This window comes from Streptomyces sp. NPDC006332, from assembly GCF_040612855.1.
In the GTDB taxonomy this organism is placed as follows: Bacteria; Actinomycetota; Actinomycetes; order Streptomycetales; family Streptomycetaceae; genus Streptomyces.
Map to the genome: position 1 here is coordinate 97,247 of NZ_JBEXRA010000026.1, position 17,318 is coordinate 114,564.

General features: G+C 69.7%; 16 protein-coding genes and 1 tRNA gene. 8 read left to right on the plus strand and 9 right to left on the minus strand.

Annotated elements, in window-relative coordinates; translation table 11 throughout:
* The first annotated feature begins 31 nt into the window (after positions 1-31).
* Positions 32-104, plus strand: a tRNA-His gene (locus ABZ027_RS23550).
* Positions 105-205: 101 nt separating this feature from the next.
* Here the strand turns inward: ABZ027_RS23550 and ABZ027_RS23555 are convergent.
* Positions 206-1,477, minus strand: coding sequence for a nucleotide disphospho-sugar-binding domain-containing protein (locus ABZ027_RS23555; protein ID WP_356771406.1), 1,272 nt, complete (start codon positions 1,475-1,477; stop codon positions 206-208).
* Positions 1,478-1,682: 205 nt separating this feature from the next.
* On the opposite strand from ABZ027_RS23555, the gene ABZ027_RS23560 reads away from it, so the two are divergent.
* Positions 1,683-2,243: a GNAT family N-acetyltransferase gene (locus tag ABZ027_RS23560; protein WP_356771408.1), complete on the plus strand. Its 561-nt coding sequence runs from the start codon at positions 1,683-1,685 to the stop codon at positions 2,241-2,243.
* A 59-nt stretch (positions 2,244-2,302) separates the two neighbouring features.
* Here ABZ027_RS23560 and ABZ027_RS23565 read toward each other — a convergent pair whose 3' ends face one another.
* Positions 2,303-3,124, minus strand: a complete 822-nt coding sequence (locus tag ABZ027_RS23565; protein ID WP_356771410.1) for a serine/threonine protein kinase — start codon at positions 3,122-3,124, stop codon at positions 2,303-2,305.
* Positions 3,125-3,241: 117 nt separating this feature from the next.
* Here ABZ027_RS23565 and ABZ027_RS23570 point away from each other — a divergent pair, with 117 nt between their 5' ends.
* Positions 3,242-3,523, plus strand: coding sequence for a hypothetical protein (locus tag ABZ027_RS23570; protein WP_356771412.1), 282 nt, complete (start codon positions 3,242-3,244; stop codon positions 3,521-3,523).
* A 5-nt stretch (positions 3,524-3,528) separates the two neighbouring features.
* Here the strand turns inward: ABZ027_RS23570 and ABZ027_RS23575 are convergent, their stop codons facing one another.
* Entirely contained in the window at positions 3,529-4,584 is a 1,056-nt protein-coding gene (locus tag ABZ027_RS23575; protein WP_356771414.1) for a LacI family DNA-binding transcriptional regulator, read from the minus strand.
* A 357-nt stretch (positions 4,585-4,941) separates the two neighbouring features.
* Between ABZ027_RS23575 and ABZ027_RS23580 the strand changes: the two genes are divergently transcribed.
* From ABZ027_RS23580 to ABZ027_RS23595, 4 genes are all read left to right on the plus strand, one after another.
* Positions 4,942-6,270: an extracellular solute-binding protein gene (locus ABZ027_RS23580; protein ID WP_356771416.1), complete on the plus strand. Its 1,329-nt coding sequence runs from the start codon at positions 4,942-4,944 to the stop codon at positions 6,268-6,270.
* A 5-nt stretch (positions 6,271-6,275) separates the two neighbouring features.
* The gene (locus tag ABZ027_RS23585; protein ID WP_356771418.1) at positions 6,276-7,286 is read left to right on the plus strand and encodes a sugar ABC transporter permease; all 1,011 of its coding nucleotides are present in this window, start codon (positions 6,276-6,278) and stop codon (positions 7,284-7,286) included.
* 12 nt (positions 7,287-7,298) lie between these two features.
* Positions 7,299-8,207: a carbohydrate ABC transporter permease gene (locus ABZ027_RS23590; RefSeq protein ID WP_356771420.1), complete on the plus strand. Its 909-nt coding sequence runs from the start codon at positions 7,299-7,301 to the stop codon at positions 8,205-8,207.
* Between the two features lie 125 nt (positions 8,208-8,332).
* Positions 8,333-9,796: a GH1 family beta-glucosidase gene (locus ABZ027_RS23595; protein WP_356771422.1), complete on the plus strand. Its 1,464-nt coding sequence runs from the start codon at positions 8,333-8,335 to the stop codon at positions 9,794-9,796.
* Positions 9,797-9,921: 125 nt separating this feature from the next.
* Here ABZ027_RS23595 and ABZ027_RS23600 read toward each other — a convergent pair whose 3' ends face one another.
* The 5 genes from ABZ027_RS23600 to ABZ027_RS23620 form a co-directional block, all read right to left on the minus strand.
* Entirely contained in the window at positions 9,922-10,806 is an 885-nt protein-coding gene (locus tag ABZ027_RS23600; RefSeq protein ID WP_356771424.1) for a carbohydrate ABC transporter permease, read from the minus strand.
* On the minus strand, positions 10,803-11,783 hold the full coding sequence (locus ABZ027_RS23605; protein ID WP_356771426.1) for a sugar ABC transporter permease: 981 nt from the start codon (positions 11,781-11,783) through the stop codon (positions 10,803-10,805). Before ABZ027_RS23605 ends, ABZ027_RS23600 begins: the two co-directional genes overlap by 4 nt.
* Entirely contained in the window at positions 11,780-13,093 is a 1,314-nt protein-coding gene (locus ABZ027_RS23610; protein WP_356771428.1) for an ABC transporter substrate-binding protein, read from the minus strand. Before ABZ027_RS23610 ends, ABZ027_RS23605 begins: the two co-directional genes overlap by 4 nt.
* A gap of 344 nt (positions 13,094-13,437) precedes the next feature.
* Entirely contained in the window at positions 13,438-14,307 is an 870-nt protein-coding gene (locus ABZ027_RS23615) for a fused MFS/spermidine synthase (protein WP_356771430.1), read from the minus strand.
* Positions 14,308-14,412: 105 nt separating this feature from the next.
* A complete protein-coding gene (locus ABZ027_RS23620; protein WP_356771432.1) occupies positions 14,413-14,796 on the minus strand; it encodes a hypothetical protein in 384 nt (127 codons plus the stop codon).
* Between the two features lie 295 nt (positions 14,797-15,091).
* On the opposite strand from ABZ027_RS23620, the gene ABZ027_RS23625 reads away from it, so the two are divergent.
* Positions 15,092-16,558: a tetratricopeptide repeat protein gene (locus ABZ027_RS23625; protein WP_356771434.1), complete on the plus strand. Its 1,467-nt coding sequence runs from the start codon at positions 15,092-15,094 to the stop codon at positions 16,556-16,558.
* Between the two features lie 14 nt (positions 16,559-16,572).
* Here ABZ027_RS23625 and ABZ027_RS23630 read toward each other — a convergent pair whose 3' ends face one another.
* Positions 16,573-17,166: a histidine phosphatase family protein gene (locus ABZ027_RS23630; protein WP_356771436.1), complete on the minus strand. Its 594-nt coding sequence runs from the start codon at positions 17,164-17,166 to the stop codon at positions 16,573-16,575.
* Between the last annotated feature and the right edge of the window lie 152 nt (positions 17,167-17,318).

The following is a 17,318-nucleotide window of genomic DNA, read 5'->3' on the forward strand; positions in this document are numbered from 1 at the left end:
GCCGGTCGGGGAAACCCGAACCGCCGACATGGTGGGTGTAGCTCAGCTGGTAGAGCACCTGGTTGTGGTCCAGGATGCCGCGGGTTCAAGTCCCGTCACTCACCCTGAAAGATCAAGGGCTGATCTGCGAAAGCAGGTCAGCCCTTGACGTTTCCCGGCACCATGGGAACAGCACGGGAACCGATCATGGACGGCCCTCGTGGAGTCAGCCGAGGATGAGGCGCTCGATCTCGCTGAGCGGGTCGTGCGCGGCGTACACCTGTGCGAGCTTGCGCACGTTGTCGCGTATCTGGTCGTCCTTGAGGACCAGCTGGGCCGCTGTCGCCACTGCTTCCGGCGTGGGTGTGGCGGTCTGCAGGTCGACACCGAGGCCGTGATGGGCGACCCGTGCGGCGACGGCGGGCTTGTCCTCGGTGAGACCGGCCGCGATGACCGGCACACCGGCGGCGATCGCCTGCTGGGTGCCGCCGTTGCCACCGTTCGTGATGTACAGGTCGGCCTTCGGCAGCAGCACGTCGAACGGGATGAACTCGGCGACCCGCGCGTTGGCCGGCACCGGGATGGACAGTGCGTCGACCTCGCGGCCGAGCGCCGCCACCACGGTGACGTCCAGGTCGGCCAGGCCGGTCAGGGTGGGTTCGACGAGCTCGGAGAGGTCGCGGTTGGCGACCGTTCCCTGGGTCACGACCACGACCGGGCGGGAACCGTCCAGCTCCGCCCACCAGGCCGGGGGGTTCCAGTCGGGGGCGCTACCGCTGGGCAGGATGCCGACCAGGTGCACCGAGTCCGGTGCGTCGCCGCGCTCGAACTCGAAGCCGGGCACGGTCAGCACGGCGGCCGCGTCGGGGACGGTGATGATGCCGTCCGAGAACGTGGGGAAGGTCTTCGTGGTGCCGAGGGACCGCAGGACTTCGCCAAGATGGTCCTGGGCCGGCTGCATCATCGTGGCGAACTGGGCGTTGGCGGCCCGGTTGGCGGCCTTCTGATCGTCGCCGGGCCCGACCGGTACCGGTCCGAAGAAGGTCGTGTCGTCGCTGCTGAGGGTGAGCGGGACGGCGCTCACCGCGACCCAGCGGCGGGGCCGGAGGCCGGGTGCGCCCATCGCGGTGGGGAGCGCGCCGAGCCACACCACGTTGGAGATCAGGTACTGGTCGGGATCCTGCTCCAGCAGGTGCTGAAGGACGGCGTGCTGGTCGGGGATTGGGTCGACGAAGGCGTGCTTCCAGTCGTAGTTGAGCATGTCCGGCCCGGGGGTGAGCTTCATGCGTTCCGGGTCCTCGCCGACGAGGCGGTCGTCGAAGTCGGCCAGGCCGGTGACCGGCGTGAAAGCGAGCCCGGCGTTCTCGACGTCCGCGCGGAAGCGGCTGCCGGTCACCACCGTGATCTGGTGGCCTCGCCCGGCCAGCCCCCGGGCGAGTCGCAGCAGCGGTAACAGCTCGCCGGTGATGGGCGGGGCCGCGATGATGATCTTTGCCATGATGGCCTTTCCTGGGTTCCACGGACGACTCACAGGACGAAGGAAGCCACCTGCTGGTTCCTCAACCTCCGTGGTTTTCCCGCGAGTTCGTCGGGCCGGTCGGCGTGTCGGCCCGGGCTCCTCGCCGGTTTCGAAGAGGGGCCATTACCCCGACGTACTGCGTACTGCCGCCCGACCCGGCCCGTGCTGCTCGTAGGGTGGGCCGATGTCCAAGCCTTTCGTGTCCGCCGAGCCCCTCTCCACATCCCGCCTCGACCTCCTTCCTCTGCGAGTCGAGGACGCCGAGGAGATGGCCGCCGTCCTGTCCGACGCGGCCCTGCACACCTTCATCGGCGGCACCCCTTACTCCCCCGAGGCGCTGCGGGCCCGCTACGAGCGGCTGGTCGCCGGGTCGCCGGACCCGGACGTGACGTGGTGCAACTGGATACTGCGGCCCCTCACGGAGAACTGCCTGGTGGGCACGGTCCAGGCGACGATCACGCGGGGACGCACGGGGCCCGGACGGGGCACCGCGGACCCGGGGCACACCGCCGAGATCGCCTGGGTGGTCGGGACGCGCTGGCAGGGGCGCGGGTTCGCCTCCGAGGCGGCGCGGGCGCTCGTCGAGTGGCTCGCAAAGCGGTCCGTGCGGACCGTGGTCGCCCACATCCACCCCGAGCACCTCGCGTCGGCCTCGGTCGCCGCGGCGGCGGGCCTCGCGCCGACCGAGGAGGAGCAGGACGGCGAGCGACGGTGGCGGCTGGACCTGGGCGGCGACGCCCCCTAGGCAGGGCCTGGAGGACCGCGGCGGGCGCGGCGACCAGGACTCGTCCGGATCCTCGGCCCTCATGCGGCCGCCCGCCACGCCGTCACCAACTCCCGCACGCTCTGGAATCGTTCACCCGGATCCGGGCGGGTGGCCCGTTCGACGACCGCCGCCTGTGCCGCCGCGCCCCGGAAGGCGCCCTCGTCGTCGTCGGCGTCCAGGAGGATGCGGGCGGCACGGCCGAGGACGTACACCGTCGTGCGAGGGTCGATGACGGCGCCGCGTCTCGATTCCTCCGGGGCCATGAAGCGGCTGGAGCCGGGGAGGCGGTCCGCGGTGAGGACGAACGGGCCCGGGCGGTACTCGTCGAGGTCGATCAGGTGGAGCTCGGCGGCCTGGAAGTCGTAGAGGAAGGAGCCGTCGTAGAGGTCGACGGCGACCTGGCCCGCCGCCTCCACCGCGAGATGGGCGTCGAGGACACGGTCCAGAGCGGCCAGGACCCGGGGGATCGGGAGCGCGCGGAAGCGGGACCGGGGGCTGTCGGGGCGGGAGCGGCCGGAACCGGAAGGAGTGTAGAGGGACTCGCCCTCGCGCCAGGGCATCACCGTCGCCGTACGGCCGTTCCGTAGCGTGATCCGGTGCAGTTGCGGGACGATCGCCGGGTGTCGGACCGATCGATGGAAGGTCCAGGCGCGGTCGAGCGAGCGGTGGGCGGCGTCGGTGGTGGCCTCCTTGACGAAACAGCGTGTGCCGTCGGGGAGTTGGACGCCGTACGAGACGCAGCCCGAGTCCTGGGTGCGGAAGGCGCGGAACACCTCGCCCACGTCGCGGAGGTGGGGCTCCAGCTCGGGGACCTCGTCGATGTCCAGCAGGGGATGGGAAGTCGGCGGATGCGCGGTCATGGGCCCAGCATGCGGCTCGGAGCGGGACGGACGGCGCCGGTTTTCCACACGGACTCGCGTGAATCGTACAGGAGTATTGTCAGATTATGAGCCATTCATGACGTTGGGAGGCGCGTCGTGCGGGCTCCGCACCATCCTCGGTGGAGGCTGCTGACCTGGGTGTTCCTCGCGTTCAACCTGGCCATGCTGCTGTGGCTGGTGGTGGCCCTCGACGCGGCGGGTGAGGGGTGTGCCGGGGAGCTGTGCCGGGACGCCGAGGACCCGGAGTCGCTCACCGGGGCCTGGCTCGTGATCTTCTGCTGGGTGGCCGGGGCCGTACTCCTGGGCATCGCCTGGTTCGTCACACACCGCACCGAGCAGCAGCGACGGCGACCGCGCCGCGGGTGGCACCGGCAGTGACCCGGTCAGGACGACGCCCGCGCCACCAGCTCCGTCGCCAGCACCACCTGGCGCCGCTCCAGCTCCCGGGTGACCGCCGGACGGCGGTCGGCGATCTCGGTCAGCAGCAGGTCGATCATCCTGCGGCCCATCTCCTCGATGGGCTGGCGCACACTGGTCAGCGGCGGATCCATGTGGCGGGCGATGGCCGAGTCGTCGTAACCGACGAGCGCCACGTCGTCGGGGATACGGCGGCCCTCCTCGCGCAGGACCTGACGGGCGCCGGCCGCCATCACGTCCGAGCCCGCGAAGACCGCGTCCAGGTCGGGTCGGCGGGCCAGCAGGTTCGTCATCGCGCGCCGACCGCCCTCCTCGGTGAAGTCGCCGGGCTCGATCAGCCGCTCGTCCGCCTCGTGCCCCGCGTCCCGCAGGGCGTCGCGGTAGCCGTCGACGCGTCGCTGGGCGCCGTACACGTCGAGCCGGCCGGTGATGTGGGCTACCGCCCGGGAACCGCGGGCCAGCAGGTGCTCGACCGCCGACCGGGCGCCGCCGTAGTTGTCCGAGTCGACCGACGGGAGCGTTTCCGCGGCGGACCTCGGGCCACTGATCACCGCCGGGATCTCCAGCTGGGACAGCAGGTCGGGCAGCGGGTCGTCGGCGTGCACGGAGACCAGCAGGACACCGTCGACGCGGTGCGCCGCCAGGTACTGGGCCAGGCGGGCCCGTTCCCGGTCGTTGCCCGCGAAGATCAGCAGCAACTGCATCTCGGTGTCCGAGATCTCGGCTCCGACACCCTTGAGCATGTCCGAGAAGTACGGTTCCGCGAAGAAGCGGGTCTCCGGCTCGGGGACGACGAGGGCGATCGCGTCGGTGCGGTTGGCGGCCAGGGCGCGCGCCGCGGTGTTGGGCACGTAGCCAAGTTCGGCCACCGCCGCCTCCACCGCCGCCCGGGTGGCGTCGCTCACCCGGGGCGAGCCGTTGATCACTCGGGAGACCGTGCCGCGACCGACGCCCGCCCGCGCCGCCACCTCTTCGAGGGTGGGCCGGCCACCGCTTCGGCCACGCGCTCCGTGGCTTGCCATGGGCTCCGCCTTCCCGCCGTCATCATCACGCTGGCCTGGAATCTAACAGTCTGCCGACGGCCCGGCCGCCCCCAGTGGGCCCCCGCGTCCGCGCGGGAGTGCCCCGGACCACTGGCCGGATCACTGTCCCCCGGAGTTAGTTAACAGGCTGATAACTGAAGACATATCTCCTTGCCGACTCCCTTGACACCCCCGTCCGTACCGACGAACCTTCAACACATCACGAGTGGGAGCGCTCCCACGGTACCTGACACATACACAACCCGCACGTTCCCCACCCGAGCCGCAGCAAGAACCAACGGGCCCGACAAGGCAGTTGGCCGGGGGGTCGGCACGTCAGGGCAACAGGAGGACGCAATGCGAGCACGTACCCGATCCGCCCGCAACAGGGCGGTTGTTCTCGCGGCTGTCGCGTCGCTGGGCGCCGGGCTGCTGGCCGGCTGTGCCGACGACGGAGGCGACGGCAAGGGCTCGTCCACGGACGGAGACGGCAGCGGCAAGACCACGATCACCCTGGGCCTGTTCGGCACCATGGGCTTCAAGGAAGCCGGCCTCTACGCCGAGTACGAGAAGCTCAACCCCAAGATCAAGATCGCCGACAACGTCATCCAGAAGAACGAGAACTACTACCCGCCGCTGCTGAACCACCTCACCACCAACAGCGGTCTGCTGGACGTCCAGGCCGTCGAGGTCGCCAACATCGCCGAGATCGTGAACACCCAGGCCGCCAAGCTCTCGGACTTCTCCAAGGTCTCGGGCGTGGACAAGAGCAACTGGCTCGACTGGAAGTGGGAGCAGGCCACGACCAAGGACGGCCAGACGATCGGCCTCGGCACCGACGTCGGCCCGACGGCGATCTGCTACCGCAAGGACCTCTACGAGCAGGCCGGTCTGCCCACCGACCCCGGGGAGGTCGGCAAGCTGTGGGCGGGTGACTGGGCCAAGCTCATCTCGGTCGGCGAGCGGTACAAGAAGAAGGCGCCCAGCGGCACCGTCTTCATGGACTCCCCCGGAGGCCTGCTCAACGGGATCCTCGGCAGCGAGAAGGAGCGGTTCTACGACTCCTCCGGCAAGATCATCTACAAGTCGAACCCGGCCGTCAGGACCGCTTTCAACCTGACCGCGGAGGCCGCCGAGAAGGGACTCGTCCAGGCGCAGACGCAGTTCCAGCCCGCCTGGAACTCGACGATCGCCAACAGCAAGTTCGCCACCGTCTCCTGCCCGCCGTGGATGCTCGGCACGCTGAAGGACAACTCGAAGCCGGAGGCGAAGGGCAAGTGGGCCGTCGCCGCGGCGCCCAAGGGCGGCAACTGGGGCGGCTCCTTCCTGACCGTGCCCAAGAGCGGCAAGAACGTGGCGGAGGCCCAGAAGTTCGTGGCCTGGCTGACCGCGCCCAAGCAGCAGGCGAAGCTGTTCAAGGTGCAGGCCAGCTTCCCGAGCGCCCCGGCCGCCTACACCATGCCCGAAGTCACCGGCGCGGTGAACGAGATGACCGGTGACCAGCCGATCGGCACGGTCTTCGCCGACGCCGCCAAGGGCGCCCCGGTCCAGGTGATCGGCCCGAAGGACCAGATCATCCAGCAGGGCCTGTCGGACAACGGCGTCATCCTGGTGACGAAGGGCAAGTCGGCTCAGGAGGCCTGGGACTCCGCGGTCAAGTCCATCGACAACAAGCTGGACCAGTGACCCGTATGACCACCCGTCCCGACACCGCCGCGCCCCCCGTGAAGGAGGGGGGCGCGGCCCCGGGCCGCCCGCCCGGGAACGACTCCGCCGCGGCGCTGCAGAAGCGCGCCCGGCTGTCCCGGCGCTGGCAGCGGGACATCCGCTGGAGCCCGTACGCCTTCGTCTCCCCGTTCTTCCTGCTGTTCGTCGCGTTCGGCCTGTTCCCGCTGCTCTACACGGGCTGGGCCTCGCTGCACCAGGTGGAGCTGACCGCGCCGACCGACATGAACTGGGTGGGGCTGCGCAACTACACCCGGATCTTCGACGACGAGTTCTTCTGGAACGCGGCGAAGAACACCCTGACGATCGGCGTCATCTCCACCGTTCCGCAGCTGTTGATGGCGATGGGCATCGCCCACATCCTCAACTACAAGCTGCGGGCCTCGACCTTCTTCCGGGTCGCGATGCTCGCGCCGTACGCGACCTCGATCGCCGCCGCCTCGCTGGTGTTCGTGATGCTCTTCGGCCGCGACTACGGCATGATCAACTGGGCGCTCGACGCCTTCGGCATCGATCCAGTCGACTGGCAGAACGACAAGTGGCCCTCGCAGATCGCCGTGTCGTCGATCATCATCTGGCGCTGGACCGGCTACAACGCGCTGATCTACCTCGCCGCGATGCAGGCGATCCCGCACGACCTGTACGAGTCGGCGGCCCTCGACGGAGCCAGCCGCTGGCAGCAGTTCATCCATGTGACGGTGCCCGCGCTGCGTCCGACGATCCTGTTCACATGCGTGGTGTCGACGATCGGGGCGAGCCAGGTCTTCGGCGAGCCGCTGCTGTTCGACGCCAACAAGGGCACGTCCGGCGGCGCGGAACACCAGTTCCAGACCCTCGGCCTGTACCTGTACGAGCAGGGCTGGGTCGCCCAGCACCTGGGCCGCGCCTCGGCGATCGCCTGGACGATGTTCCTGATGCTGATCGTCATCGGCGTCATCAACTACGTCATCTCGCGCCGGCTGCGCGCCAGTAGTTAAGGAGTTCCGGCCGTGACGACTACGTTGACTCCCGCCGACCCGAAGCCCGTGGACAAACCTCCCCGGCGCCCGCGCCTGCCCAAGGCCGCGCGGGCCGGCGGGCAGCTGCACGGTGGCCCGATCGCGTACGCGATCCTCATCCTGTTCACGATCGTCTCGCTGTTCCCCCTGGTGTGGTCGGCGATCGCCGCCTCGCGCGACAACAACCGGCTGGCGCAGACCCCGCCGCCGTTCTGGTTCGGCGGCAACCTCTTCGACAACATCGAAGTGGCGTGGACCGACGCCAATCTGGGCGAGGCGTTCTTCAACACCACGGTGGTCGCGGGGGTTTCGGCGGCGACCGTCGTCTTCCTGTCGACGATCGCCGGGTTCGCCTTCGCCAAACTGCGGTTCCGGGGCCGTGGCGCGATGATGCTGATCGTGATCGGCACGATGATGGTGCCGCCGCAGCTGAGCGTGATCCCGCTGTACATGATGGTCGCCAAGCTGGACTGGACCGACCAGTTGCAGGCGGTCATCTTCCCGTCGCTGGTGAGCGCCTTCGGGGTGTTCTTCATGCGGCAGTACCTGATCCAGGCGTTGCCGGACGAGATCATCGAGGCCGCCCGGGTCGACGGCGCGAGCAGCTGGCGGGTGGTGTGGCACGTGGTGTTCCCGGCGGCCCGGCCGGCCATGGCCGTGCTCGGCATGCTGGTGTTCGTGCAGACCTGGAACGACTTCCTGTGGCCGTTCCTGGTCCTGACCCAGACCGGCAACCCGACCGTCCAGGTCGCGGTGGCGGCCCTGGGCCGTGGCTACACGCCCGACCAGTCCCTGATCATGGCGGGCGCGCTGCTGGGCACGCTGCCGCTGCTGCTGGTCTTCGCGATCTTCGGCAAGCAGATCGTGGGCGGCATCATGCAGGGCGCCGTGAAGGGCTAGGCCAACTTTCCCAGGGGCTGGGCCACCGTCGTCCCAGCCCCTTCTTCCTTCCCTTCTTCTTCCTCTTCCTCTCCCCTCCCCCCATCCACTCGTCGGTCTCCTCGACCTCCAATGGGAGCGCTTCCATGACTGAGTCCGAAACGCCGGGCACACCGGTGACCTTTCCGCCCGCCTTCCTCTGGGGCGCCGCGACCTCCGCGTACCAGATCGAGGGAGCGGTGCGGGAGGACGGCCGTACGCCCTCCATCTGGGACACCTTCAGTCATACGCCGGGCAAGACGGCCGACGGCGACCACGGTGACATCGCTGTCGACCACTACCACCGCTACCGCGACGACGTGGCGTTGATGGCGGAGCTCGGCCTGGGCGCGTACCGTTTCTCGGTCTCCTGGCCGCGGGTGCAGCCGACGGGCCGCGGTCCGGCGGTCCAGCGGGGCCTGGACTTCTACCGGCGGCTGGTCGACGAGCTGCTCGCGCACGGCATCAAGCCGGCCGTCACTCTCTACCACTGGGACCTGCCGCAGGAGTTGGAGGACGCGGGCGGCTGGCCGGAGCGCGACACGGCGTACCGCTTCGCGGAGTACGCGCAGATCGTCGGTGAGGCGCTCGGGGACCGGGTGGAGCACTGGATGACGCTCAACGAGCCGTGGTGCAGCGCGTTCCTCGGTTACGGCTCCGGTGTGCACGCGCCCGGCCGCACGGACCCGGCGGCCTCCCTCAGGGCGGCACACCACCTGAACCTGGCTCACGGGCTGGGCACCACGGCCCTGCGCTCGGTGATGCCGGCCCGCAACTCGGTGGCGGTGAGCCTCAACTCCTCGGTGGTACGGCCGTTCTCGCCGGACCCGTCGGACCTGGCGGCGGTGCGGAAGATCGACGACCTGGCCAACGGCGTCTTCCACGGTCCCATGCTGCACGGCGCGTACCCGGAGACCCTGTACGCCGCGACGGAGCTGATCACGGACTGGTCCCACGTCCAGGACGGCGACCTGGCGGCCATCAGGCAGCCCCTGGACGCGCTGGGCCTCAACTACTACACCCCGGCGCTGGTCTCGGCGGCGGACCCGCACGCGAGCGGCCCGCGCGCCGACGGCCACGGCTCCAGCTCCTTCTCGCCCTGGCCCGGCGCGGACGACGTCGCCTTCCACCAGACGCCGGGCGAGCGCACGGAGATGGGCTGGACGGTCGACCCGACCGGCCTGCACGACCTGATCATGCGTTACACCCGCGAGGCCCCGGGCCTGCCGATCTACATCACCGAGAACGGCGCGGCCTACGACGACAAGCCCGACTCGGACGGCCGCGTCCACGACCCCGAGCGGATCGCCTACCTCCACGGCCACCTGTCCGCGATCCGCCGCGCCATCACCGACGGCGCCGACGTCCGCGGGTACTACCTCTGGTCCCTCATGGACAACTTCGAGTGGGCCTACGGCTACGGCAAGCGCTTCGGCGCGATCCACGTCGACTACGCCACCCTGGCCCGCACCCCCAAGTCGAGCGCCCACTGGTACGCCCGGGCCGCCCGCTCGGGCACGCTGCCGCCGGTGAACCTGGCGGAGCTGCCGCCCCTGGCGGCGACGGACTGACCACATCCCAGGGGGAAGCGGGGGAAGGGGCGCGGCATCCGACGGGGGGTGCCGCGCCCCGGTTGCTCCCGGCTGCTCCGGGTTGTTCTCGGTTGCTCCGGGTTACTCTCGGTTGTTCCCGGATGTCAGCCCTTGTTGGCGCCCAGGGTCAGACCGCTGACGAACTGCCGCTGGAGCGCGAAGTAGACGATCAGGGTGGGGATCGCGGTGAGCAGGGCGCCCGCGGCGACCAGGTTGGGGTCGGTGAAGTACTGGCCGGAGAGGTTGTTGAGGGCGGAGGTGATCGGCATGTTCTCGCCGGTGGAGATCAGGACGATGGCCCAGAAGAAGTCGTTGTAGATCCAGATGGAGAGCAGGGTGGCCAGGGCGGCCATCGCGGGCTTGCACAGCGGCAGCACGATCTGCCAGTACATCCGCCACACGGAGGCGCCGTCGACGAGCGCGGCCTCGGTCAGCTCGTGCGGGAGCATGCGCATGTAGTTGCTCAGCACGAATGCGCAGAAGCCGGACTGGAACGCTATGTGGATGAGCACCAGGCCGAGCGCGGAGTCGTACAGCTTGCCGCTCATGGTGATGCCGGGCAGGTCGATGAGCAGGTACATGCGGTACAGCGGGGTGATGATGACCTGCTGGGGCAGCAGGTTGCCGGCCGTGAACACCAGCAGCAGGAAGATGTTGAGCCGGAAGTCGAAGCGGCTGACGTAGAACGCGACCATCGACGACAGGAACAGCGTCAGCAGCACCGCGGGGACGGCGATGATCAGCGTGTTGCCGAAGTAGTGCAGCATGTCGGACTGCGTGAAGGCGTTCGTGAAGTTGTCGAAGTTCAGCTTGTCCGGCCAGGAGACATAGCCCTTGTTGCTGGTCTCCGAGTACGGCCGCAGGGCCGCGTAGACCGACCACAGCAGCGGGGCGAGCCAGGCCAGCGAGGTGCCGACGAGGAAGGTGTGCAGCAGTACCCGGGCCGGGCGCACGGGGGTGCGCTGCTTGGTCACGACAGCTGTGCTCATGCGCGCCGCTCCTTGCGGAAGGTCGCGATCAGGTAGGGGATGATCACGGCCAGGGAGATCACCAGCAGGACGACCGCGATCGCCGAGCCGTATCCGATCCGGCTGGACTCGCCGATGATGTTGTTGGTGATCAGGATCGACAGCAGCTCGGTGCCCTGGGCGCCCTTGTTGAAGACGAAGACGAGGTCGAAGGCGCGCAGGGCCTCGATGATGGTGACCACCAGGACGACCGTGTTGGTGGGGCGCAGGGTGGGGAAGATGACGTTCTTGAACGTCTGCCACTCATTCGCGCCGTCCAGCGAGGAGGCCTCGCGCAGGGAAGGGTCGACGCCCTTCAGACCGGCCAGGTAAAGGATCATCATGTAGCCGGCGTGCCGCCAGGACGCGGCGATCAGCACGGCCCACAGGTTGAGGTGCGGGTTGCCGATCCAGTCGATGTAGTGGCCGGGTTTGTTGGCGCCGATGAGGCTGTTGATCAGGCCCGTGTCGGGGTTGTAGACGAGCTGCCAGACGAACCCGGTGACGGCCAGCGACACCACGACCGGCAGGAAGTAGGCGGTCTGGTAGACGCGGCTGAAGCGGATCTTCTTGTCCAGCTGCACGGCCAGGAACAGGCCGAAGGGCGTCGGGATCAGGATGAGGGCGACGAACCAGATGATGTTGTGCTGGACGGCGGGCCAGAACTGCGGGTTGTCGGTGAACAACTGACGGAAGTTGTCCAGGCCGACCCACTTGATCGAGCTGAAGCCGATGCCGTCCCAGGAGGTGAAGGCCAGGGCGATGGAGGCGAGGGCGGTGACCCAGACCAGGGCCACGTGCAGGACCGTCGGCACGCCCGCCATGACGGCGAGGGTGACGCGGTCACGGCGGGTCAGCAGACGCTTGTGTCCCTGCGGGACCCGCTTCTTGGCAAGCGCGGGACCCGGAGGCGGCACGGCGGCCGCCTCCGGGTTCCTCGGGGAGGTGTCGATGGTCATGCGGAGGCGAAGATCGTCTTCTTCTGGCGCTCGATCGACGCCAACAGGCCGTCGACGCCCTTGGGGTTCTGGAGGAACTTCTGCAGACCGGGCTGCATCACGGTGGAGGTGAAGTCCGGCCGGGAGTCACGGTCCATGAACTGGGTGAGGCTCTTGGCGCCGCCGATCATCTCGAACGCCTTCTTCTGCAGCGGCGAGTACGCGGAGGTGTCGGCCTTGTTGGAGGCGGCGACCACGCTCGGGTCGGCCTTGAGGTAGGTCTGCTCGGCCGCGGGGCTGCCCAGGTACTCCATCAGCTTCACGACACCGTCGTGGTTCTTCGGGGCCTTGCTGACCATGAAGCCGTCGGTGGGCGCCTCGACGGTGTCCTGGCCGTACGCCGGGTTGATCTCCGGGAAGGCGAAGAAGTCGAGGTCGTCCAGGTCGGCCTTGACGGTGAACTGCTGCGCCACGAAGGAGCCCAGCAGGTACATGCCGGCCTTCTTCGACACCAGGGTCTGCGCGGCGTCCTGCCAGGTGCGGCCCATGAAGCCGTCCTGGTGGTAGGGCAGCAGCTCGGCCCAGTGGTCGAAGACGGCCTTGACCTTGGGGTCCGTCCAGGCGGCCTTGCCGGCCATCAGGTCGACGTGGAAGTCGTAGCCGTTGGTGCGGAAGTTGATCTGGTCGAAGGTGCCCATCGCCGGCCAGGCGTCCTTGTCGCCGAAGGCGATCGGGACCAGGCCGTCCTTCTTCATCTGCTTGCACAGGGCGACCAGCTGGTCCCAGGTGGTGGGGACGGTGTAGCCGTGCTGCTGGAAGACGCTCTTGCGGTAGAAGATCGCCCACGGGTACGTGGTCAGCGGCACGAAGTAGTACTTGCCGTCCTCGCCCTTGCTGAGCTTCTTCATCGCGTCGGGGAAGTTGTCCCCGATCTTCGCCCACACGTCGTCGATCGGGGTGGCGAGCTTCTTGGCCGCGAAGAACTGCATGCGGTAGCCGGCGAACCAGTTGAAGACGTCGTCCGGGGTGCCCTGGAGGTACGAGTTGATCTGCTCCTGGAAGGTGTTGTGGTCCTTGGTGTTCACGTCGACCGTGATCCCGGACTGCTTCTTGAAGGCGGCGTAGATGTCGGCGAAGGCCTTCTTCGGCACCGCGTCGGACGCGTTGGAGCCGACGGTGACCGTCTTCGAGTCGGAAGCCGTGCTGCTGCCGCCGCACGCGCTCAGCAGGGGTATCCCGGCGCCGAGGACGGCGGCACCGCCGATGCCGCGCAGCAGGGCGCGACGGCTCGGGGCGGAGGATGAGAGTCCGGAGGGAGAGAGGTCGTGCATGAACGGCTCCTGAGGGCAGGGTTCGGCCACGGGGTGAGACTGGCTGAAAGCTGATCTCAATCGACCAGAAATCAACTTGACCGAACACGATGGCGCCATAACAGCCCCTGTTCACTCAGGCGTCAAGAGCCGCTGCGTTCATTTGTCGAAACGTAATCGACATGATTGCCCACCTTTAGGTGGACAGTGATCATCTGCGGGTGGCGAACGCCTTCGTGACCGTGGATCGACGACCCGGCCGGGCCCTTGACCTGGGCGAAGGCGACCGGTCGGCGGCGACGCCGATCAACGGTGTGCGGCCGACGGCTGTACTGCGTTGGTCGGCACAGACGAGAGTTGACGAGTCACCGGAAGGCGGACGGCGGTGGCGCGGGCGACGCCACCGCGACCGCGTCCGTCACCGGTAGCGCTCCGCCCGTGAAGTCGGTGAGCGACCTGCCGTGTTCGACCCGACCGGGGTGCGGGTCGGAGGCGGCGCGACGGGTGAGTTCGGCGAGCGGGAGCGGCCGGTCGCAGGCGACCAGGACCGCGTTGCCGAAGCGCTTGCCGCGCAGCACCGTCGGGTCGGCGACCAGCGCGAGTTCCGGGAAACAGGCCGCCGCGGTGGCGATCTGCCCGCGCAGGTGGGCCAGCGGCGGCCCGTCGGCGAGATTCGCGGCGTAAAGACCGTCCGGCTTCAGCGCCCGGCGGACCTCACCGAGGAACTCGGTCGAGGTGAGGTGGGCCGGGGTACGGGCGCCGCTGAACACATCGGCGATGACCAGGTCGGCCCAGCCGTCGGGCACCTTGGCGAGGCCTTCGCGGGCGTCCGTCGACCTGACCCGGATGCGCGCGGCGGGGGCCACCGGCAACCGGCGGCGGACCAGTTGGACCAGGGCCGCGTCGCGCTCGACGACCTGCTGGGTGGAGCGGGGGCGGGTGGCGGCGACATACCGGGCCAGGGTCAGCGCGCCGCCGCCGAGGTGCACGGCGTGCACGGGGCGGCCGGGCGGGGCGACCAGGTCGATCACATGTCCGAGCCGTCGCTGGTACTCGAAGGACAGATACGCCGGATCGTCCAGGTCGACGTGCGACTGCGGGGCGCCGTCGATGAGCAGGGTCCAGGCCCGCGCCCGATCCCGGTCGGGGATCAGTTCGGCGAGCCCACCGTCGACGGCCTCGACGAGCGCCTCGTCGGCGGCGCCGGTGCGCCTGGGCTTCCTGGACTTTCCCATTGCGCCATTATCAGGGCCCGATCGACGGGGCGGCTCAACGAGCTCATGACAACACCGGGTGCGACTCGTGGCGACGGCTCGTCGGATAACCAGCTCGCCTCGAGGTCAGCTGCAGTTGTCCACCGCTTCGATCAACCGCGCGGCCTCCCCCAGCGCCGCCCGCAGCACCGCCGGGTCCGTCGCAAGGTCGGCCTCTCCGGAGGGCAGCAACGGTCTCAGTCGCAGCCCCCCGTCCGTCTGCGTACAGGTGCTGCCCGGCACGTCCCAGGCCTCGGCGGTCCCCGACGGCACCAGGAATCCCAGCGTGTCGCAGCCGTCGTCGTGCAGTACCGGCCCCACCGCGTCGCCCACCCCCCGGCGCAGGATGTCGACCGCCTCCAGCCCCTGCCGCGCCGGCACCGTGACGAGATCGCACGCGCTGTCCGGGCAGGAAGGGGGCTCACCGGCCACGGTCGACGTACGCGGATCGACGCTCTGACTGATCTCCATGCCGGCCTCCACCACGAAACCCTCCTCCAACGAACGGGTCGGGAGTCGGGCGGCTCCCGGTCCACGGGGTTCAACGCGGCGAGACGTCAACGGCTACGGCCGAAGTCCGCCGCAAAGGATGGCAGTTCATGGCAGATCAAGTAGGAGATATCCGGTTTGCAACCAAACTCTGCGTGGCGGGACGCACACAGCAGGTACGTTCTTGCCCGCTGGAAACAGGGTGTCACGCGGACAACTCACCCCGGCCCACCTCGCTTCCGGCATGGTTCGACGGTTCGCACGAGAGGACCCGGCCATGACGTCGTCAACGGTGACCTCGTCCCAGCCCCCCGGCCCGCCACGGCCGAACCTCGCGTTCCGGCGGTTGCGCGGCCAGCGCTCGCCGGCCGAGTTCGCCGCGGCGGTACGGCGGGCAGCCCGTGAGATCGGCGAGCAGGTGAGCTGCGACGCGCGCTATGTCGGCCGGGTCGAGGCGGGCGAGATCCGCTGCCCCAACTACGCGTACGAACGGGTGTTCCTGCACATGTTCCCGGGCCGCACGCTCACCGACCTCGGGTTCGCGACCCGCTCGTCCGTACGCGGACGCCGGCCACGCACGTCCGAGGACGCGACCCCTTCGGGCCCCACGAATACGGCATATGCCACAGGTGAGACGCGAGGGGCGGATGAGCCGTATGACACGCAGGACACACCGGACCCGTACGGCGCACACAGCCCGTACGAGACGCACGACAACGAGGAGAGCGACGTGCTGCGTCGCGCATTCATGACCAGCTCAGGCGCCACGGTGGCCGCCGCCTCGCTGAGCCCCCTGGGGCTCGCCTTCGACGCCGCGGCCGCGGGCCGTCCGGTCCGCAGGGTCGGCGGGAGCCACGCGAACGCGCTCGAGGAGGCGGTCCGCAGAATCCGGCTGCTGGACGACCGGCACGGCGCGGACGGCCTCTACCGGCGCGCGGCCGCCCCACTGCGCGCCGCGTACGCGCTGCTGGACGCCGGAGTGACCCGGCAGCGGACCGCCGAACGGCTCCACTCGGGCGCCGGTGAACTGGCCATCTCGGTGGGCTGGCTGGCCCACGACTCGGGACGCTTCGACGACGCGCGCTCGCACTACGCGGAGGCCCTGGCGACCGCCCGGGTGAGCGGCGACGACGCCCTGGAGGCGCACGCCTTCTGCAACACCGCGTTCCTCGCCAGAGACGCCGGCCGGCCACGCGAGGCGGTGCGCGCAGCCCAGGCCGCGCAACGCGTCGGGCGCCCCCTGGGTTCCGCCCGGCTGATGTCGCTGCTCGCGCTGCGCGAGGCGGGCGGCTGGGCCGGACTCGCCGACCGCACCGGCTGCGAACAGGCCCTGGCCCGGGCCCAGGCCCTCTACGAGCGAGGCCCCTCGGACGCCGACCCCGAGTGGATGAGCTTCTACGGCGAGGCCGAACTGGAGGGCCTGGAGGCCCAGTGCTGGTCGACCCTGGGCGACTGGCGCCGCGCGGCCCGGCACGCGCGTCGGGCGGCACAGCTCCAGGACCCGCACTTCACCAGGAACATCGCCCTGTACACGGCGGAACTGGCGGACGACCTCGCGCGCGGAGGCAGCCCCGACGAGGCCGCGGCGGCCGGCATGAAGGTGCTGGACCTGCTGCAGGAGGTGCAGTCGTCACGCATCCAGACGATGCTGGCGGGCACCGCGAGGGTGCTGCGGCCGCACCGACGGGCGTCGGGAGTGTCGACGTTCCTGGAGCGGCACGGCTCGTTGCCGCGTACCGCATGAGCGGGCGACCGGCGTCAGAAAAGGTGCCCCAGGTCGTTCCAGCTCTCGATCGCCGGTTCGCCGTACGCCCAGCCCAGTACCGACAGCGACGTCGGGTTCAGCCGGAGCCGCGCCGCGAAGTCCAGCGGCAGACCGAGCCAGCGCGCGCCGATGGACCGCAGGATGTGCCCGTGCGCGAACACCAGCACGTCCCGGTCCGTCTGGCGCGCCCACGCGACCACCTCGTCCGCCCGGGCCGTCACCTCGGCGAGCGGCTCGCCGTCCGGTACGCCGTCGCGCCAGATGAGCCAGCCGGGCCGCAGGGCCTGGATCTCCTGCGGGGTCAGGCCCTCGTAGGCGCCGTAGTCCCACTCCATGAGCGTGTCCCAGCCGCTCGCCCGGTCACCGAAGCCGGCGAGTTCGCAGGTCTCCCGCGCGCGTGCCAGCGGGCTGGTGCGCACCTCGACCCCGTCGAGCCCGTCGAACGGTGCCCGGCGCAGGCGCTCCCCGAGCAGCTTGGCGCCGCGCCGGCCCTCCTCCAGGAGCGGCACATCGGTCCTGCCGGTGTGCTTGCCGGACAGCGACCACTGCGTCTGTCCGTGCCGGGCCAGCAGGATGCGCGGTGCCATGGGGGGACCTTTCCGGGGGAACTGGCAGTGGAGTCCCCCCATCATCGCGCACCCCCCGCGGTGGCAACCCGGCGGGCGATCTCTGCGTCTTTCAGGGCCGGGGCCGCTCCACACGGGCGCGGGCATACGCCGTAAAGTGACACGACCGGAAC

Bases quoted from the DNA above. Each gene is read 5' to 3' on its own strand.
- ABZ027_RS23555 (WP_356771406.1), bottom strand. From the start codon at position 1,477: ATGGCAAAGATCATCATCGCGGCCCCGCCCATCACCGGCGAGCTGTTA.
- ABZ027_RS23560 (WP_356771408.1), top strand. From the start codon at position 1,683: ATGTCCAAGCCTTTCGTGTCCGCCGAGCCCCTCTCCACATCCCGCCTC.
- ABZ027_RS23565 (WP_356771410.1), bottom strand. From the start codon at position 3,124: ATGACCGCGCATCCGCCGACTTCCCATCCCCTGCTGGACATCGACGAG.
- ABZ027_RS23575 (WP_356771414.1), bottom strand. From the start codon at position 4,584: ATGGCAAGCCACGGAGCGCGTGGCCGAAGCGGTGGCCGGCCCACCCTC.
- ABZ027_RS23580 (WP_356771416.1), top strand. From the start codon at position 4,942: ATGCGAGCACGTACCCGATCCGCCCGCAACAGGGCGGTTGTTCTCGCG.
- ABZ027_RS23585 (WP_356771418.1), top strand. From the start codon at position 6,276: ATGACCACCCGTCCCGACACCGCCGCGCCCCCCGTGAAGGAGGGGGGC.
- ABZ027_RS23595 (WP_356771422.1), top strand. From the start codon at position 8,333: ATGACTGAGTCCGAAACGCCGGGCACACCGGTGACCTTTCCGCCCGCC.
- ABZ027_RS23600 (WP_356771424.1), bottom strand. From the start codon at position 10,806: ATGAGCACAGCTGTCGTGACCAAGCAGCGCACCCCCGTGCGCCCGGCC.
- ABZ027_RS23605 (WP_356771426.1), bottom strand. From the start codon at position 11,783: ATGACCATCGACACCTCCCCGAGGAACCCGGAGGCGGCCGCCGTGCCG.
- ABZ027_RS23610 (WP_356771428.1), bottom strand. From the start codon at position 13,093: ATGCACGACCTCTCTCCCTCCGGACTCTCATCCTCCGCCCCGAGCCGT.
- ABZ027_RS23615 (WP_356771430.1), bottom strand. From the start codon at position 14,307: ATGGGAAAGTCCAGGAAGCCCAGGCGCACCGGCGCCGCCGACGAGGCG.
- ABZ027_RS23620 (WP_356771432.1), bottom strand. From the start codon at position 14,796: ATGGAGATCAGTCAGAGCGTCGATCCGCGTACGTCGACCGTGGCCGGT.
- ABZ027_RS23625 (WP_356771434.1), top strand. From the start codon at position 15,092: ATGACGTCGTCAACGGTGACCTCGTCCCAGCCCCCCGGCCCGCCACGG.
- ABZ027_RS23630 (WP_356771436.1), bottom strand. From the start codon at position 17,166: ATGGCACCGCGCATCCTGCTGGCCCGGCACGGACAGACGCAGTGGTCG.